The organism is Streptomyces sp. NPDC050546 (assembly GCF_044457425.1).
Taxonomy (GTDB): Bacteria; Actinomycetota; Actinomycetes; order Streptomycetales; family Streptomycetaceae; genus Streptomyces.
This window is the reverse complement of the sequence record NZ_JBITGX010000008.1, coordinates 211692-228504: the sequence shown is the minus strand read 5'-3', so window position 1 is coordinate 228504 and position 16813 is coordinate 211692. Positions and strand designations below refer to the sequence as shown.

Annotated in this window: 19 protein-coding genes; 11 read left to right on the top strand and 8 right to left on the bottom strand. The window is 71.9% G+C overall.

What is annotated here, in order from left to right; translation table 11 throughout:
* Positions 1 to 3 precede the first annotated feature (3 nt).
* The 4 genes from msrB to ACIBK5_RS21490 all read right to left on the bottom strand — a co-directional run bounded on the left by msrB (position 4) and on the right by ACIBK5_RS21490 (position 3421).
* Positions 4 to 411 carry a peptide-methionine (R)-S-oxide reductase MsrB gene (msrB, locus tag ACIBK5_RS21505; RefSeq protein ID WP_399021480.1) on the bottom strand — a complete coding sequence of 136 codons (408 nt, stop codon included), beginning with the start codon at positions 409 to 411 and terminating at the stop codon, positions 4 to 6.
* A gap of 14 nt (positions 412 to 425) precedes the next feature.
* Complete coding sequence (gene murC, locus ACIBK5_RS21500) at positions 426 to 1817, bottom strand: UDP-N-acetylmuramate--L-alanine ligase (RefSeq protein ID WP_399021479.1); 1392 nt, start codon at positions 1815 to 1817, stop codon at positions 426 to 428.
* A gap of 139 nt (positions 1818 to 1956) precedes the next feature.
* Entirely contained in the window at positions 1957 to 2430 is a 474-nt protein-coding gene (locus ACIBK5_RS21495; protein WP_399021478.1) for an indole-3-glycerol phosphate synthase, read from the bottom strand.
* A gap of 184 nt (positions 2431 to 2614) precedes the next feature.
* Positions 2615 to 3421 carry a pyrimidine reductase family protein gene (locus ACIBK5_RS21490; RefSeq protein WP_399021477.1) on the bottom strand — a complete coding sequence of 269 codons (807 nt, stop codon included), beginning with the start codon at positions 3419 to 3421 and terminating at the stop codon, positions 2615 to 2617.
* Between the two features lie 37 nt (positions 3422 to 3458).
* Here ACIBK5_RS21490 and zapE point away from each other — a divergent pair, with 37 nt between their 5' ends.
* The 7 genes from zapE (at position 3459) to ACIBK5_RS21455 (ending at position 10931) form a co-directional block, all read left to right on the top strand.
* On the top strand, positions 3459 to 4559 hold the full coding sequence (zapE, locus tag ACIBK5_RS21485; RefSeq protein WP_399021476.1) for a cell division protein ZapE: 1101 nt from the start codon (positions 3459 to 3461) through the stop codon (positions 4557 to 4559).
* A 199-nt stretch (positions 4560 to 4758) separates the two neighbouring features.
* Positions 4759 to 5187: a hypothetical protein gene (locus tag ACIBK5_RS21480; protein WP_399021475.1), complete on the top strand. Its 429-nt coding sequence runs from the start codon at positions 4759 to 4761 to the stop codon at positions 5185 to 5187.
* A gap of 82 nt (positions 5188 to 5269) precedes the next feature.
* Positions 5270 to 5851, top strand: coding sequence for a carbonic anhydrase (locus ACIBK5_RS21475; RefSeq protein ID WP_399021474.1), 582 nt, complete (start codon positions 5270 to 5272; stop codon positions 5849 to 5851).
* Positions 5852 to 5859: 8 nt separating this feature from the next.
* A complete protein-coding gene (locus ACIBK5_RS21470) occupies positions 5860 to 7359 on the top strand; it encodes a SulP family inorganic anion transporter (RefSeq protein WP_399021473.1) in 1500 nt (499 codons plus the stop codon).
* Between the two features lie 162 nt (positions 7360 to 7521).
* Positions 7522 to 8454 (top strand): slipin family protein, encoded by a 933-nt coding sequence (locus tag ACIBK5_RS21465; protein WP_399021472.1) that lies wholly within the window; start codon positions 7522 to 7524, stop codon positions 8452 to 8454.
* 90 nt (positions 8455 to 8544) lie between these two features.
* Entirely contained in the window at positions 8545 to 9930 is a 1386-nt protein-coding gene (locus tag ACIBK5_RS21460; RefSeq protein WP_399021471.1) for a PhoX family protein, read from the top strand.
* A 125-nt stretch (positions 9931 to 10055) separates the two neighbouring features.
* On the top strand, positions 10056 to 10931 hold the full coding sequence (locus ACIBK5_RS21455) for a PPK2 family polyphosphate kinase (protein ID WP_399021742.1): 876 nt from the start codon (positions 10056 to 10058) through the stop codon (positions 10929 to 10931).
* A gap of 12 nt (positions 10932 to 10943) precedes the next feature.
* Here the strand turns inward: ACIBK5_RS21455 and ACIBK5_RS21450 are convergent, their stop codons facing one another.
* Positions 10944 to 11429, bottom strand: a complete 486-nt coding sequence (locus ACIBK5_RS21450) for an SRPBCC domain-containing protein (RefSeq protein WP_399021470.1) — start codon at positions 11427 to 11429, stop codon at positions 10944 to 10946.
* Positions 11426 to 11800 (bottom strand): ArsR/SmtB family transcription factor, encoded by a 375-nt coding sequence (locus tag ACIBK5_RS21445; protein WP_399021469.1) that lies wholly within the window; start codon positions 11798 to 11800, stop codon positions 11426 to 11428. Before ACIBK5_RS21445 ends, ACIBK5_RS21450 begins: the two co-directional genes overlap by 4 nt.
* 86 nt (positions 11801 to 11886) lie before the next feature.
* Here ACIBK5_RS21445 and ACIBK5_RS21440 point away from each other — a divergent pair, with 86 nt between their 5' ends.
* The 3 genes from ACIBK5_RS21440 to ACIBK5_RS21430 all read left to right on the top strand — a co-directional run bounded on the left by ACIBK5_RS21440 (position 11887) and on the right by ACIBK5_RS21430 (position 14498).
* Complete coding sequence (locus ACIBK5_RS21440) at positions 11887 to 13404, top strand: FAD-dependent oxidoreductase (RefSeq protein WP_399021468.1); 1518 nt, start codon at positions 11887 to 11889, stop codon at positions 13402 to 13404.
* A gap of 62 nt (positions 13405 to 13466) precedes the next feature.
* Positions 13467 to 14300, top strand: coding sequence for a polysaccharide deacetylase family protein (locus ACIBK5_RS21435; protein WP_399021467.1), 834 nt, complete (start codon positions 13467 to 13469; stop codon positions 14298 to 14300).
* A gap of 18 nt (positions 14301 to 14318) precedes the next feature.
* A complete protein-coding gene (locus tag ACIBK5_RS21430; RefSeq protein ID WP_399021466.1) occupies positions 14319 to 14498 on the top strand; it encodes a hypothetical protein in 180 nt (59 codons plus the stop codon).
* On the opposite strand, the gene ACIBK5_RS21425 is transcribed toward ACIBK5_RS21430, so the two are convergent.
* Both ACIBK5_RS21425 and ACIBK5_RS21420 read right to left on the bottom strand, forming a co-directional pair.
* Complete coding sequence (locus ACIBK5_RS21425; protein WP_399021465.1) at positions 14490 to 15161, bottom strand: ABC transporter; 672 nt, start codon at positions 15159 to 15161, stop codon at positions 14490 to 14492. The two genes, ACIBK5_RS21430 and ACIBK5_RS21425, sit on opposite strands and share 9 nt — an antisense overlap.
* A complete protein-coding gene (locus ACIBK5_RS21420) occupies positions 15158 to 16024 on the bottom strand; it encodes an ATP-binding cassette domain-containing protein (RefSeq protein ID WP_399021464.1) in 867 nt (288 codons plus the stop codon). Before ACIBK5_RS21420 ends, ACIBK5_RS21425 begins: the two co-directional genes overlap by 4 nt.
* Before the next feature lie 42 nt (positions 16025 to 16066).
* On the opposite strand from ACIBK5_RS21420, the gene ACIBK5_RS21415 reads away from it, so the two are divergent.
* Positions 16067 to 16807, top strand: a complete 741-nt coding sequence (locus tag ACIBK5_RS21415; protein WP_399021463.1) for a peptidyl-tRNA hydrolase — start codon at positions 16067 to 16069, stop codon at positions 16805 to 16807.
* Positions 16808 to 16813 lie beyond the last annotated feature (6 nt).

Below are 16813 nucleotides of genomic sequence, written 5' to 3'. Positions count from 1 at the left end.
GTCTCAGTCCTCGGCGGCGGTCAGGCGCAGCGCGATGCTGTTGATGCAGTACCGCTGGTCCGTGGGCGTGGGGTACCCCTCACCCTCGAACACGTGCCCGAGGTGTGAGCCGCAGCGCGCACAGCGCACCTCGGTACGCACCATGCCGTGCGTCCGGTCCTCGATCAGTTCCACCGCGTCGGTGTCCCTCGGGTCGAAGAAGGACGGCCAGCCGCAGTGGGACTCGAACTTCGTGTCCGAGGTGAACAGCTCCGCACCGCAGGCACGGCAGGAGTAGACCCCCTGGGTCTTGGTGTCGGTGTACTCACCGGTGAAGGCGGGCTCCGTGGCCGCCTGGCGCAGTACCGCGTACTCGCCAGGGCTCAGCTCCGCGCGCCACTGCTCGTCCGGCTTCTCGACGTCGTACGGCATGAGCCTCCAGCCCCTCAGTTCGACAGACGGTCCAGGATGCGCGGGCCGAGGTCGGTGACGTCGCCCGCTCCCATGGTGAGAACGAGATCACCCGGCTTCGCCATTCCCGCGACCACCGAGGGGACGTCCGCCTTGTCGTGCACCGGCGTCACGTCCGCGCCCGCCGCCCGGGCCGCCTCGATGATCAGCTCGCTGGTCACGCCGGGGATCGGGTCCTCGCGGGCCGGGTAGATGTCCAGCACGACCGAGGCGTCCGCGAGGGCCAGGGACTGGCCCATCTCCTTGCCCAGCTCCTGCGTGCGCGAGAAGAGGTGCGGCTGGAAGACGACCAGGATCCGGGAGTCGCCCGCCGCCGCGCGCATGGCCTCCAGGTCGGCGGTCATCTCGGTGGGGTGGTGCGCGTAGGAGTCGATGACCTGCACGCCCGCGGCCTCGCCCTTGAGCTGGAGCCGCCGCTTCACGCCCGTGTACGCGCCCAGCGCCCGGGCCAGCTCCTCGGCGGGGACGCCGAGCGCCACGCCCGCCGCCAGCGCGGCCACCGCGTTGTGCGCGTAGTGCCGGCCGGGGACGGAGACCGTGAAGGTCAGCTCCTGCCCCTGAAGCACCACGGTGACCTCGCTCTTGAGGCCCTGCGGCACGACCGACAGGATGCGCACTCCGGCGTCCTCGGACTCGCCGTACGTCACCACCCGCACGCCACGCCCCGCGACCCGCCGGGTCAGCTCCCGGGAGCCCTCCTGGTCGGCCGCGACCACCAGCGTGCCGCCCTCGGTGATCCGGTCCACGAACGTCTCGAACGACGCGTAGATCTCGTCCATCGAGGCGTAGTTGGCGTGGTGGTCCAGCTCGACGTTGAGGACGATCGCGACCTCGGGCGCGTACTTGTGGAAGCTGCGGTCCGACTCGTCCGCCTCGGCGACGAAGATCTCGCCGTCGCCGTGCAGCGCGTTGGAGCCGGGCGCGTCCAGGTCCCCGCCGATCGCGTACGACGGCGTCAGGCCCAGCTCGCTCAGCGACACCGCGAGCATCGAGGTCGTGGTCGTCTTGCCGTGCGTACCGGCGACCGCGATCGGCCGCAGGCCCTCCATCAGGGCGGCGAGCGCGTCGGAGCGGTGCACGACGGGAATGCCGAGCGCGGCCGCGCGGGCCAGCTCCGGGTTGTCCTGCCGGATCGCCGACGACACGACCACACAGCTCGCGTCGTCGGCCAGGTGCTCCGCGGCATGCCCGATGTGCACCGTGACACCCAGCGCCCGCAGCGCCTCGGCCGTCGCCGACTCCTTCGCGTCACTGCCCGCCACGACGGCCCCGCGCTGGGCGAGGATCTTCGCGATACCCGACATCCCGGCCCCACCGATCCCGATGAAGTGCGGTCGGTCCATGGCGGTGGGAAGGCCGGGTGCCATGCGTGTCTCCAAGTTCGAGTGACGAGGGCTAGCGGCCCCAGCCTATTGCGTGCCCAGGGCTGCCACGCCCATCAGGGGCGCGGGGAACTGCGCGAGCAACCCCACACCACCCGCACCCGACAGGCGTCAGAAAGCCGCCCTACGCATCACTGTGCGAGAACAGCTTCAGCACCGGCACCCCCACCTTGTGCCGCGCCCGCGACGCCCAGTCCCGGTGGAAGAACTCCTCCACATAGTGGGGATCGGTCAGCACGATGACCTCGTCCGCGCCGACCTCCTCCACCAGGGACTTCAGCGCGTCCAGCGGATGATCCTCGATCAGCCGCCCCTCCGCCTCGCTCCCGGACGTCCGCAGCGCCGCGAGGGACACCTCCAGCGCCCGCTGCCCGACGCTCAGCGCCTCCGCGCCCTCCGGCGTCTCGCCCTCGCGGACGGCGTCGTCGAGTTCGCCGAGTGCGACGTCGTCGATGGCCCGCAGCAGCCGGTCCGCCTGCTCGCCGCGCGGCTGGAGCAGCACCTGGAAGGAGACGCCCTCCTCCCCGTGCAAGGTCGTGACGAACTCCACGTCAGCGGACGTCAGGGCCTTCTCGATCATCAATACGCTTGTGAACACCAGGCGCCCCTTCTGAACCTTGCGGAAACCATCCTGCCCCGTGTTCGCACGGGAACCGCCGCATCCAGTGTGCCCTCCGGAATCCAAACAGAACGGCATATTCCGAACGTACCGACCGGTCCGGCTCCCTGATCGCCGGCGTCTGTACCCCGTGCCGCTACCCCGTGCCGGGCGGTTCAGTACGTCAGGACCGCCCGTACCTCGTGAACAGGAAGCCGTCCTCCTCCAGCATCGACAGCAGCGAGAAGCGCCGCGGGACCGTGACGGCGGGCCCGCCGGCGATGCGCTGCGCGTCGCCGGACGTGAGCATCGGGGAGACGGTCAGACAGAGCTCGTCGAGCACACCGGCCGCCACCAGCTGCCCCAGCAGCCGCGGGCCGCCCTCGGTCAGCAACCGGGTGTGGCCGAGACCGGCGAGGGCCTGGACGGCACGGGCGGGGTCCACGCCGATGCCGTCCCCGGCGGTCACCACCCGCGCGCCCGCCTTCTCGGCGGTGGCGACGCGGTCCGGGGCGGCCGCGGCTCCCGTGAGGACCAGAGTGGGCACCAGGGGCGAGGTGAACAGCGGGAGCGAGAAGTCCAGGTCGAGGCTGGCGGTGACCACCGCGATCGCGGGGGCTGGGGCCTGCCCGGCCGCCTCCCGCGCCGCCGCGAACTCGGCACGCGCGCGGGCCGGCCGGTAGCCCTCCTGGCGCACCGTTTCCGCACCCACCACGACCACGTCCGCCAGCGCCCGCAGCGTGCCGAAGATCCGCATGTCGGTCGCGCTGGAGATGGGCTGCGAACGGCCGTCGTGCTGGGCGGCGCCGTCCAGCGTGGACACCATGTTGGCGCGCAGCCAGGGCAGCGGCCCTCCGGCTCCCGGCTCGGGATAGGCGTAGGCGGCCGCCAGCTCGGCCAGGCCCCACTCCCGCCCGGCCCCCTCCTCACCGGACCCGCCACCGGGGGCCGGAGCTGCTGTTTCATCGGTCACAGGGAACAGACGTCGCATGCCGTGCAGTGTTCCACGCGCCGTAGCATGGTGAACCGTGTCCTCCTCCCCCGCTCCCTCCGGTACCGGCCCGATAGCCGACGCGGCTCCGCTGTCCCTGTGCGCCCGTGAGCCGCATGTCCCCGCGGATCGGCTGGTCGCCGAGATGGTGCCGCCGCCGCGGTTCGACTCGGTGCGCTTCAGCACGTACATCCCTGACCCGAACCAGCCAAGCCAGACCGAGGCCGTCCAGGTCCTGGAGGGCTTCGCGGCAGGCCTCGGACAGGAAGCGGGCGGTTCCGGCAAGCGGCGGCTGTTCGGTTTCGGCAAGGCGCCGAAGAAGGCCCCGGCCGGCCCGCGCGGTGTCTACCTCGACGGTGGCTACGGCGTGGGCAAGACCCACCTGCTGGCCTCCCTGTGGCACGCCACCCCGGCCGAGCCCGAGCTCAAGGCGTTCGGCACCTTCGTGGAGCTGACCAACCTGGTCGGCGCCCTCGGGTTCCAGAAGACCGTCCAGACCCTGTCCGGCCACCGCCTGCTGTGCATCGACGAGTTCGAGCTGGACGACCCGGGTGACACCGTGCTGGTCTCCACCCTGCTCGGCAAGCTCGTCGACGCGGGCGTGGCGCTCGCCGCCACCTCCAACACGCTGCCCGGCAAGCTCGGTGAGGGCCGGTTCGCCTCGGCCGACTTCCTGCGGGAGATCCAGGGCCTGTCGGCCCACTTCCGCGCCCTGCGCATCGACGGCGAGGACTACCGCCACCGCGGTCTGCCCGAGGCGCCGCCGCCGTACTCCGACGAAGAGGTGACCCGGACGGCGCACGCCACCGAGGGCGCCTCCCTCGACGCGTTCTCGCCCCTCCTGGAGCACCTCGCCCGGGTCCATCCCAGCCGGTACGGCGCTCTGACCGACGGAATCGGGGCCGTGTGCCTCACCGGTGTGCGGCCGGTTCCCGACCAGTCGACGGCCCTCAGGCTCGTCGTCCTGGCGGACCGGCTGTACGACCGCGAGGTGCCCGTGATGGCCTCGGGTCTGCCCTTCGACCAGCTCTTCAGCGAGGAGATGCTGAACGGCGGCTACCGCAAGAAGTACTTCCGGGCCATCTCCCGGCTCACCGCCCTGGCCCGCGACGCGGGCAAGCTGGCGAACTCCCGGTAACCACAACCCCAATACCGCACCAACTGCCGTGAGGCCAAGGGGTTGTTCAAGCCAACCCACCCACGGTTTTCAGGCTCTCTTCAGCTTGAAACGTTAAGTTAACCCTGCAAATGACTTTGCAGGGTTAACGTGTTTCTTGACCAGCCATTGACCAAGTGTTGGTCAGCGCTAGACGTGTGAATCACCTGAAGGGGGGCGCATGTACCGAGGTACGACGGCACGGACCGTGGTTTCGATCCTCGCCGCCGTCCTGCTCGCCCTTCAGTTCTTCGCACCGACGGCGTCCTTCGCATCCGCGCACACACCCCGTAAAGCAGAGGCCAAGGCTCAGCCCGGAACTCAACCCTCCGGCCATGCCTCGCGCCCCGGAATCAAGTTCTCCGGGAAGGCACTGCGCGACGAGATCGCCACCTGCCGCGCCGGACACCACGGGGACCCGACCGGTCCCCTGCGGACCCGCGACCGGTTCCACCACGCCGACTCCGCGCCCTGCGCGCCGGAGCGGCCCCTGCTGCGGCACATCCAGCCGACAGCACCGGACCAGGTCAGAGCCGGCGCCGCACATCATCGCGCGTCGAGATCCTCGACGTCGCACACACCGGCAGCGCTTCAGGTCTTCCGCTGCTGAGGAACAGAGTCGTTCCGCCCCCCACCTCTGTCATGCCCGTCCGACGCGTCCCCATTGCGCGCCAGGAGGAGTCACCACGCTCATGCAACCCCTCATCGACAACGCCCGCACGCACGGACAGCGCCCTGAGGAGTTCGCCCGCCTCGCCGAGGGCCAGTCCCCCGACGTCCTGTTCATCACCTGCTCCGACTCCAGGGTCGTACCGGCCCTGATCACCGGCGCCCGGCCCGGCGAGCTCTTCGAGCTGCGCACCGCGGGCAACGTAGTTCCCCCCTACACCTTCGAGCACCCCACCTCGGAGGCGGCCACGATCGAGTACGCCGTGGAAGTCCTGGGCGTCAAGGAGATCGTGGTCTGCGGCCACTCGCACTGCGGCGCCGTCGGCGCGGTGGTGCGGGGCGACGACCTCACCGGCGTTCCCGCCGTGCGGGACTGGCTCGCGCACGCCTGCGACGAGCCCAAGTGCGCGGACCCGACCGACAAGACGGTCACCGAAGCCGTGCAGAACCACGTCCTGACCCAGGTGGAGCGGCTGCGCTCCTACCCGTGCGTGGAGAGCCGTCTGACGGACGGCCGGCTCCGGCTGCACGCCTGGTTCTACGAAGTGCACACCGGGACCGTGCGGGACCACCGCGCGGACACCGACTCCTTCGAGAAGCTGTGAGGGACTCCATGACCAAGTTCCCTTACCTGAGGCAGGACTTCACCGCCTCGCTCGTCGTGTTCCTGGTCGCGCTCCCGCTGTGCGTGGGCGTGGCCGTCGCCTCCGGCGTCCCGGCCGAACTCGGCCTGATCACCGGCATCGTGGGCGGCCTCGTCACCGGATTCCTGCCGGGCAGCAGCCTCCAGGTGTCCGGACCGGCCGCCGGTCTGACCGTGCTGGTCTACGAGGCGGTCGACACCTACGGGCTGCCCGCGCTCGGTGTGATCGTGCTGGCCGCCGGTCTGCTCCAGCTCATCATGGGCGCGCTGAAGCTCGGCCGCTGGTTCCGCGCGATATCCGTCTCGGTCGTCGAGGGCATGCTGGCCGGAATCGGTCTGGTGCTCATCGCCGGCCAGTTGTATGCGACGGCCGGACTGAAGGCGCCCGCCTCCGGCATCGACAAGATCCTGGGCCTGCCCGGTGCCGCGGCCGACGCGCTCGGCAGCACCAAGGCGCTCACCTCCCTCGCACTCGGCGCGGCCACCATCGCGGTGATGGTGCTGTGGAAGAAGCTCCCGAAGCAGGCGCAGGCCGTTCCGGGCGCGCTCGCCGCGGTGATCCTGGCGATCGTGGCCACCGCCGCGTTCAACCTGCCGGTCGCCACCGTCGAGGTGAAGGGGCTGCTGGACTCCATCCAGCCGCCCGGCCTCGACGCCTTCGGCAGCGTGGGAGTCGGCATCATCGGCACGATCATCGCCTTCACCCTGATCGCCTCCGCCGAGAGCCTCTTCAGCGCCGCCGCGGTGGACCGGCTGCACGACGGACCGCGCACCCAGTACGACAAGGAGCTCATGGCGCAGGGCGCGGGCAACACGCTCTGCGGCGTGCTCGGCGCGCTGCCGATGACCGCGGTCATCGTCCGCAGCTCGGCCAACGTCAGCGCGGGCGCCAAGACCAAGGCCTCCCGGGTGATGCACGGCGTGTGGCTGCTCCTCTTCGCGGCGCTCCTGCCGGCCACGCTGGCCCTGATCCCGCTGCCCGCGCTCGCCGGCATCCTGGTCCACGCGGGCTTCAAGCTCATCCCGTTCCGCAAGATCGTGCCGCTGTGGCGTGAGCACCGGGGTGAGGCGGTCATCCTGGCCGTCACCGCCGTGTCGATCGTCGCCGTGAACATGTTCGAGGGTGTCCTGATCGGTCTGGCCCTGTCGGTCGTCAAGACCGCCTGGGAGGCCTCGCACATCAAGCTCGAGGTCATCGACAAGGGCGCGGGTCCCATCCAGGCGTACCTGTCGGGCAACGCGACGTTCCTGCGGCTGCCGAAGATCCTGGACAACCTGGAGAGCCTGCCGCAGGACCGCCCGGTCGAGCTGGACCTCTCGGGTCTGCACCACCTCGACCACGCCTGCCGCACTGCCCTGGAGAACTGGGCCGAGCGCCACAGCGCGACGGGCACGGAGCCGGTGAAGGTCACGGAACCCGAGCTGGAGTCCGAGCAGTCGAAAGAGGGAGAGAAGGTGACGGTGGCCTAGCGGCCCACCGCGACACCGAATCCCCCGGCCCGGGACGCGCCCCCACGCGCGTCCCGGGCCTTCGTATGTCCGTCGTGGGCCAGTGGGCATGGCCCCGAACCCCGGTCCCGGCATATCGTTACAGAAGCATACGAAATCGGACCTCTGGACGGGGAGGTCGGCATGGTCGAAGAGCTGATGGGGGCGGTGGCGGCGGTCTGCGCCGGTGGCCTCGTGTATCTGGCCGCGGCGGCGCGGATCGTCAAGCAGTACGAGCGCGGGCTCGTCTTCCGGCTCGGGCGCGTGCACGGGGACGTGCGGCGGCCCGGGTTCACCATGATCATTCCCGCGGTGGACCGGATGCGGAAGGTCAATCTGCAGATCGTGACGATGCCCATCCCCGCCCAGGAGGGCATCTCCCGGGACAACGTCACCGTGCGGGTCGACGCGGTGGTGTACTTCAAGGTCGTGGACCCGGCGGCCGCGATCGTCAACGTCGAGGACTACCGCTTCGCCGTCTCCCAGATGGCACAGACCTCCCTGCGCTCGATCATCGGCAAGAGCGAGCTGGACGACCTGCTGTCCAACCGGGAGAAGCTCAACCAGGGTCTGGAGCTGATGATCGACAGCCCGGCCGTGGAGTGGGGCGTGACCATCGACCGGGTGGAGATCAAGGACGTGTCCCTGCCGGACACGATGAAGCGCTCCATGGCCCGCCAGGCCGAGGCCGACCGGGAGCGGCGGGCCCGTCTGATCAACGCGGACGCCGAGTACCAGGCCTCGAAGAAGCTGGCCCAGGCCGCGCACCAGATGGCCGACACGCCGTCCGCGCTCCAGCTCCGGCTGCTCCAGACCGTGATGGCCGTGGCGGCGGAGAAGAACTCCACGCTGGTGCTTCCCATCCCGGTGGAACTGCTGCGGTTCCTGGAACGAGGCCACGAAGAGGGCCGGCAGACCCAGCCCCAGGCGGAGGCAACGGCAGAGGCAGAGGCAGAGGCACCCGAACAGACACAAGCTTCCCTCGACCAGACACAGGCCTCCCTCGACGCGGCGGAACACCCTCTCGACAAGACAGAACAGGCCATGGAAGAGCTGCGACGGGCGGTGGAGCAGTGACCCGCGCTACGCGCGTGGTTCACGCCGTCCGCACCAGGTGATAGACACAGCGGGATCACAGTTCCTGTCCGCCAGCAGGAAGGTTCCGCCATGACCAATACCGGTCGTTTCACCACCACGCGTCGTCAGGTGCTCGCCGGAACGGGTGCCCTGGGCATCGGGATCGGATTCTCCGGTGCCCTGTCCGAACTCTTCACCGGCACCGCCGCCGCACAGGGCCTCGGCCATCACGGCTACGGCCCGCTCGTCCCCGATCCGAAAGGCCTGCTCGACCTCCCGGAAGGCTTCCGCTACCGGGTCCTCTCCCGCGAGGGAGACCGGCTCCGTTCGGGTGAGGGCAAGGTCCCCTCCAACCACGACGGCATGTCGGCCTTCGCCGGCAAGGGCGGCCGGGTCCATCTGGTCCGCAATCACGAGAACCGCGCCGACGGCAAGCTCCCGGTCCCCACGGTCCAGGGCCTCACCTACGACCCGGCGGGCAAGGGCGGCTGTACGGCCCTGACGCTGGACTCCCGCAACCACGTCCTGTCGGAGCGCGTCGCGATCGCCGGCACCGCCGTGAACTGCGCGGGCGGCCCCACCCCCTGGGGCACCTGGCTGACCTGCGAGGAGACCGAGGACAAGGCCGGTACCAACGGCTACACCAAGGACCACGGCTTCATCTTCGAGGTCGACCCGGTCGACCCGCGCCGCACCGGAGCCGTACCGCTGACCGCGATGGGCCGCTTCCAGCACGAGGCGATCGCCGTCGACCCCCGGCGGGGTGTGGTCTACGAGACCGAGGACGCCTTCGAGAAGCCCTTCGGCCTCTTCTACCGCTTTCTGCCGGAGAAGCCGCTGGGCGGCCGGGGTTCGCTGCGCGCGGGCGGCCGGCTCCAGGCCATGCGGGTGCCCGGCGTGCCCGACCTGTCCACGATCCAGGACATCGGCGCCGAGTTCGACGGCATCGAGTGGGTGGACGTACCGGACCCGCTGGCCGGGCAGACCGCGATCCGGTTCCAGGACTTCGGCCGCGGGGGCATCACGCACGCGCAGAAGCTGGAGGGCTGCTACTGGGGCGGCCGTTCGGTGTACTTCGTGTCGTCCTTCGCCCGCCGCTCGGACGGTTCGACGGCCGACCACTACGGGCAGATCTGGCGCTACGACCCCGAGCGCCGCCGGCTGACCCTGGTGATCGTCTTCGGCCCGGACACCGACATCCAGCTGCCGGGAGAGTCGCCGGACAACATCTGCCTGGCCCCCAGCGGCGGCCTCATGGTCTGCGAGGACGGCAACGGCGCCCAGCACGTCTACGGCGTGACCCGGCGCGGCGAGGTGTACGCGATGGCCCGCGGCAGGCAGAACATCGGAACCCCCGAGGAGCCCGAGTGGGGTGAGTTCGCCGGCGTGACCTTCTCCCCCGACGGCGACACGATGTACGTCAACTGCTACACCCCCGGCACCACGTTCGCGGTGACGGGCCCCTGGCGCCGGTAGCCGCGGCCGCGCTGCCGACCCGGGCGCCGGGTGCGGAACCCGGCGCCCGGGCGGACGATCGGGACACAGGACCGAAAGCCGAAGGGGGCCCGGTGGCGAAAAAGGACAGGGAGAAGGACTGGCAGATGGACAGGGCGAGGAAGGGCGAGAAGCCGGGCAGCGGAGCCTCGCTGCGGGAGCGGCTGCGCGTCCCCGGCGGCGAGCCGCTCGACCTGTCCCGTCACGACGCCGCCGCCACCCCCGGCGGCCCGGACGGCAAGGCGGCGGGCAAGGCCGCCACGGCCCGGATCGGTGAGCGCCTCACCGTCCTCCAGGAGCGGCTGTGGGCGGCGAGCACCGCGGGCGACCGGCGCCGCGTCCTGCTGGTCCTCCAGGGCATGGACACCAGCGGCAAGGGCGGCACGGTCAAGCATGTGATCGGGCTGCTCAACCCGTCCGGCTGCCGCATCACGCCGTTCAAGGCACCCACGGCCGAGGAGCGCTCCCACCCCTTCCTGTGGCGCGTGGAGAAGGCTCTCCCGCTCCCCGGCGAACTGGGCATCTTCGACCGCAGTCACTACGAGGACGTCCTGATCGCCCGCGTCCGGGACCTGGCGTCCGCCCCCGAGATCAACCGGCGCTACGAGCAGATCAACCGCTTCGAGAAGTCCCTCGCCGACACCGGCACGACTCTGATCAAGTGCTTCCTGCACCTCTCCTACGAGGAGCAGCGCCGCCGGCTGCTCAAGCGTCTCGACGAGCCGGAGAAGCGCTGGAAGTTCGCCGCCTCCGACATCCACGACCGCGCCCTGTGGCCCGCGTACCAGGATGCCTACGAGATCGCCATGGAGCGCTGCGGTACCTCGTACGCGCCCTGGTACCTGGTACCGGCCGACCGCAAGTGGTACCGCAACTGGGCGGTCAGCACCCTGCTCCTGGAACATCTGGAGGAGCTGGATCCGCGGTATCCGGAGGCGGACTTCGACGTGGCGGAGCTCCGGAAGCTGCTGCGGCGGTCCTGATCCGGCAGCGTGTCAGGCGGCCAGCAGGACGTCGATCTGGCCGACGGCCTCCTTCAGTCCTTCCTCCATGCCCATGGTGACCAGCTGCTCCATCTGCTCACGGGAGTCGAAGAGGGAGCGCATCTCCATCCGGGTGCCGCCGCCGCGCTCGGCGAGGGTGACCCGCACGGAGATGGTCGGCATGTCGTCCTTGGGCTTTCCGTCGTCGTCGGCGAAGCCGTCGGTGAACTCCAGGGCCGTCGGCGCGGTGACGGACGTGATCCGCCACCAGCCGCGGTGCCGGTCGCCCTCCGGGCCGGTCATGAAGTACGTGACCTCCCCGCCGGGGGTCAGATCGTGCTGCTCGACGGTCGCCGGGTAGGTCGGCGGCCCCCACCAGCGCTCCAGCTGCCGGGGGTCGGCCCACAGCCGCCACACCCGCTCGACGGGGGCGGCGAAGTCGGCGACCAGGGTGAGGGTGAGCTGGTCGAGGTCCTTGTCGACACTGGTGACACTCATCTCTCGGGTCCTTCCGTAGCGTCGTTCTCTTCGGTTCCGGGGTCCTCGGCGAGCAGCCGGGCCATCCGGTCCACGCGCCCGCGCCATGCCGACTCGAGCTCGTCGAGGGCCTGCCGTGCGCGGCCCACCGCTTCGGGGTCCGTGCACACGAGCTGCTCCCGTCCGCTGCGCTGCTTGGTGACGAGACCCGCGCGCTCCAGCACGGCGACGTGCTTCTGCACGGCCGCGAAGCTCATCGGGTAGGACTCGGCCAGCCGCGACACCGACAGCTCGCCGCGCAGGCAGCGGCGCAGTATGTCCCGGCGCGTGGTGTCGGCCAGGGCGTGGAACAGCCGGTCCACCGTCTCGTCGCCCAACTCATCTACAACCATTTGGTTGTACGTTAGCTCCGCCGGCCCCTCCTGTAAAGCGACACGCCCGCCCGCTGAAGCGGGCCCTCGGGGGTACTCGGCGACCCATGAGCGAGAAGGAGCAGGTCAGCGGCTCGTACTGGCTTCAGACGGCCCCGGACGGACGCCACCCGGCCCTGGCCGAGGACGTGGACGTCGACGTGGCGGTGATCGGCGCCGGGATCGCCGGGCTGTGCACGGCATGGGAGCTGACGCGGGCCGGAAGGAGCGTGGCGGTGCTGGAGGCCGGGCGGGTCGCGGCCGGCGTCACCGGGCACACCACCGCCAAGGTCACCGCCCTGCACACGCTGGTCTACGACAAACTACGGCGCACCCGCGGCCCCGAAGGCGCGCGGCTGTACGCCCGCTCCCAGTCCGAGGCGATCGAGCGCGCGGCCGGGATCGTGGAGGAACTCGGCATCGACTGCGAGTGGGAGAGCCGGAGCGCCTACACCTACGCGTGCGACGCGGGCCGGGTGGACGAACTGCGCGCCGAGGCACGGGCGGCCGCCGAGGCCGGGCTGCCCGCCTCGTTCGTGACGGAGACCGGGCTGCCCTTCCCGGTGGCGGGCGCGGTCCGGGTCACCGGGCAGGCCCAGTTCCACCCCCGCAAGTACCTGCTGGCCCTCGCCTCCGACCTGGCCGAACGCGGCGGGCACCTCTACGAGGACACCGCCGTCCTCGGCCTGGACGAGGGCGAGCCGTGCCGGCTGTCGACCACGACCGGGGCGACGGTCAGGGCCCGGGACGTCGTCGTCGCGACGCACTACCCGATCTTCGACCGGGCGCTGCTGTTCGCCCGGCTGTCGCCGCGCCGCGAGCTGGTCGTGGCCGGGACGATCCCCGCGGACCGGGACCCGGACGGCATGTTCATCACTCCCGACGAGGGCATCCGCTCGGTGCGCACGGCACCGCACGAGGGCGGTGGGCGGCTGCTCGTGGTCACCGGCGAGCACTTCACACCGGGCACCGGCGACCCGCGGGCCCGCTTCGAACACCTCACCGCCTGGGCCAGGGACCACTTCCCGGACCTGGACGTCACCCACCGCTGGGCCACTCAGGACATCGACCCCACCGACACCGTGCCGATGGTCGGCCCGCTGCACCCGGGCGCCCGGCACGCGTACGTGGCCACCGGCTTCGGCGGCTGGGGCATGAGCGGCGGCATGATGGCGGGCCGCCTCCTCACCGCGCGGATCACGGGCGAGGAGTGCGAGTGGGCCGGGCTGTACGACCCACGCCGACTGAGGCCCGCCGTGCGTGAGGCGCCGTCGTTCCTCAAGACGCAGGCCAAGGTCGCCGGGCACTTCGTGGGGGACCGGCTGCGGCCCGTGCCGCCCGTGGAGGCACTGCCGCCCGGCGAGGGCGCCGTGGTCCGCGCCGACGGCCACCGCCTCGCGGTCTACCGGGACGACGACGGCAGCCTGCACGCCGTCTCCGCCCGCTGCACCCACCTGGGCTGTCTGGTCGCCTTCAACGGCGCCGAGCGTGCCTGGGAGTGCCCCTGCCACGGCTCCCGCTTCGACACCGACGGCAAGGTGATCCAGGGCCCGGCGACCAAGCCGCTGGAGCAGCGGGACATCTGACGGCCGGGTGACACCCCTGACTGTCACGCATAAGGGAACGATTCCGCTCATATCTTCATACGGTGATCACCCTTCTCCGCCGTGTCACCGCCGCATGCGCCCTGAGCGCAGCCCTCACCGCCTGCGGCACCACCCACCCCCCGCAGGCGGACCCACCACCGGTGCCCGCACCACCGCCGAGGCCCCCGACCCTCGCCCCCGGTCCGGCCGGTCTCACCCCCGTCTTCGAGCACGGTCCCCGCACCCGCGGGCGGACCGTCGCGCTGACCTTCGACGCCGACATGACCGCCGGGCAGGGGGCGCGGGCGGCGGCGGGCGAGCGGTTCGACCATCCGCGGCTGATCTCGACGCTGCGCGCGCTGAAGGTGCGGGCCACCGTGTTCATGACCGGGCGGTGGGCCCTGGAGTACCCGGACCAGGCCCGCTCCATCGGCCGGGACCCGCTCTTCGAGGTCGCCAACCACTCCTACAGCCACTACGCCTACACACCGGACTGCTACGGCCTGCCGACCGTGCCCGAGGAGCGGAGACGGTCGGACGTGGAGCGGGCGTACGCCGCGCTCCGGAAGGCCGGCGTACGGGATCCGCTGCCGTACTTCCGCTTCCCCGGCGGCTGTTACGACCGCCGGGCCCTGAAGGCCCTGGCCCCGACCGGGGTGACCGCCGTGCAGTGGGACGTGGTCGGCGGTGACGCGTTCGAAACGGACCCGGACGTGGTCGCCCGGCAGGTGCTGGACGGGGTGCGGCCCGGCTCGGTGGTCGTCCTGCACTGCACCCGCAGCGCCGCCCCGGCGACCGAACGGGCCGTGCGGACGATCGTGCCGGAGCTGCGCCGCAGGGGCTTCCGGTTCGTGAAGGTCTCCGACCTGCTCGCGACCGTGGGCAGCCGCCCCTGACCGCCCTACGCTGGACGTATGAGCGAGGACGACTACTGCCTGATCGCCCCGGCCAGGCCACCCCGGGCGGAGGGCCCGCCGTACGCCGAGTGCGTCCTGTGCCGGAAGCCCACGGAGTACCCGGAGTCGTACAAGGGCATCACCCTCTGCCCGGTCTGCGAGTGGCAGGAGGCCCAGCGCACGGCCTGCTCAGGGTGATCTGCGGGAGGCGAGCGCACCGGCCAGGGCCAGTGCCGCGGCCGTGACCAGGGCTGCCGCTGCCAGGGGCAGCAGCGGGAGCGGGACCGTGCCCGACCGGGAGCCGGTGACCAGGCCCTGCACCGCGGCTTGGGCCGGGGAGCCGGTGGCGACCAGGGACAGCAGCGCCGCGAGCAGCAGGGCCAGGACGGCACGGCCACGCGAGCGCAGCAGCGGACGGCTCGTGAGCGCGCCGACGGCCGTGCCGAGCAGGGCGCAGGCCAGGGCGGCCAGCAGCCCGGCACCGCAGGCGGGGGCGAGTGGCACCCGGGTGCGGTGGTCCGAGGCGACCGGATCGCTGAGCAGCGTCACGAGAAGGGTCGTGACCGAGCCGAGCGCCGCCGCGCCGGCCAGCGCCACCAGCAGGGAGGCCACATGAGCCCGCCCGGGCCCGACGGCCGCCGCCACGCAGCCGCGAGCGGCCTCCGGCTCGCCCGTGACGCAGATCCGCGCCAGCCAGGCCGCGACGGGCAGCAGTGCGGCGGCGGAGTAGCCCAGCGAGTCGAGCACCGGCTGGCCGGCCTGGACGCTGACGGCGAGGAACGCGGCGTACAGCAGGAACGGCGGCAGCCAGCGCTGCGAGCGCAGCAGCAGGGCGGCGTGGTAGCGCAGGAGGGCGGTCATCGGCCGCTCCCGGGGGCGGCCGTCGGCGGAGCCACGCTCACCACGTGCCAGGGCGGGCGGGCCGTGAGCAGGGCGCGGAGCAGGACGTCGGACTGCGGGGCGGGGACGGTCAGGCGGTGGCAGCCCGGCCCTGTCTCCTCGGCGGAGGTGACGGTCCGCCGCACGTCGTCGGAAAGCCGCCCGTCCGGCGGGCCCTGCACCTCGACCGTCACCTGCGGTCCGGACGGAAACGGTCCCGCAGCCTCGCACGGGGCAAGGCTCCCGTCGCGCACGGCGTAGGTCGCGTCCGGCAGGCCCGCGAGGCGGCGCGGGTCGTGGTCGACGAACACCACGGAGCCACCGGCCCCCATGCGCTCGGCGACCGCCCGCTCCAACTCGGCCCGGGCATCGGTGTCCAGGCCGGTCCACGCCTCGTCGAGCACCAGCAACTCCGGCTCGGCCAGCAGGGCCTGGGCGACCGCGACCTTCTGGCTGCTGCCCTTCGACAGCCGCGCCATCGGCGTATCGGCGTAGGCGGCGGCCCCAAGGCGCTCCAGCCACTCGCCGGCGGTACGGGCGGCGGCCGTGCGGGGCAGGCCGTGCACGGCGGCGAGACGGGTGAGGTAACCGACGGCGGTGAAGGGCAGGGCCGGCGGGAACCGCTCGGGGACGTACGCCGTGCGCGGCCGGCCGGTGATCCTGCCTTCGCTCGGGGCGTCGATGCCGGCGAGCAGCCGCAGCAGGGTGGACTTGCCGGTGCCGTTGGCGCCCTCGACGCGGACGAGCCGGCCCGGGGGCACCGTCAGGTCGACACCACGCAACACCCAGGGGCCGCGCAGGCCATAGCGGCGGCCCGCGTTCTCCAGGCACAGGTCAGGTCGCATGGGCCCATCCTGCACGATCTTGCGGCTGGCACACTGGGCTTCGTGAGCGAAAACCCGACTCCCGTGAGCGACAGTCCCTTCCGGTCCGATCCCTCGGTGCGCGACGCGGCGCCGCAGTTCGTGCTGCCGCTGGTCGTGCGGATCGAGCGGACGGAGCCGCCGGTGCGTACGGACGCGCTGGAGACGGCCGCGCGGTCCGTGCTGACGATCCTGGGCGACGAGCGGTCGGCTGGTGACGGCGAGTGGGCACAGGCCATGCGGGACTGGCAGGACGCCCGGATCCGCAAGGTGGTGCGGCGGGCGCGCGGCGCCGAGTGGCGGCGGGCCGAGGCGCTGCCGGGTATCACGGTCACCGGCGATTCGGCCCAGGTGCGGGTCTTCCCGCCGGTCCCGCTGGACGGCTGGCCCAAGGACCTGGCCCGGCTCCAGGTCTCCGGTACCGAGCTGGACGACCCGGAGCCGCCGGTGGGCCCGGACCCGGCCGCCCCCGTGCTGTGGGTGAAGCCGAACCTCGGCATGACGGCCGGCAAGGCGATGGCCCAGGCCGGTCACGCCGCCCAACTGGCCTGGTGGGAGCTGACCGGCGAGGAGCGGGCCGCCTGGCGCGACGCGGGCTTCCCGCTCGCCGTACGGACGGCCGCCCCGGCCCGCTGGCCGGAACTGACGAACAGCGGGCTGCCGGTGGTCCGGGACGCGGGGTTCACGGAGATCGCCCCCGGCGAGACCTTCGCGGTGGAGGGGGTCGACCGTATCCGTGCCCTCGTGTGCGGGGAACGGCCGTAGGACGGC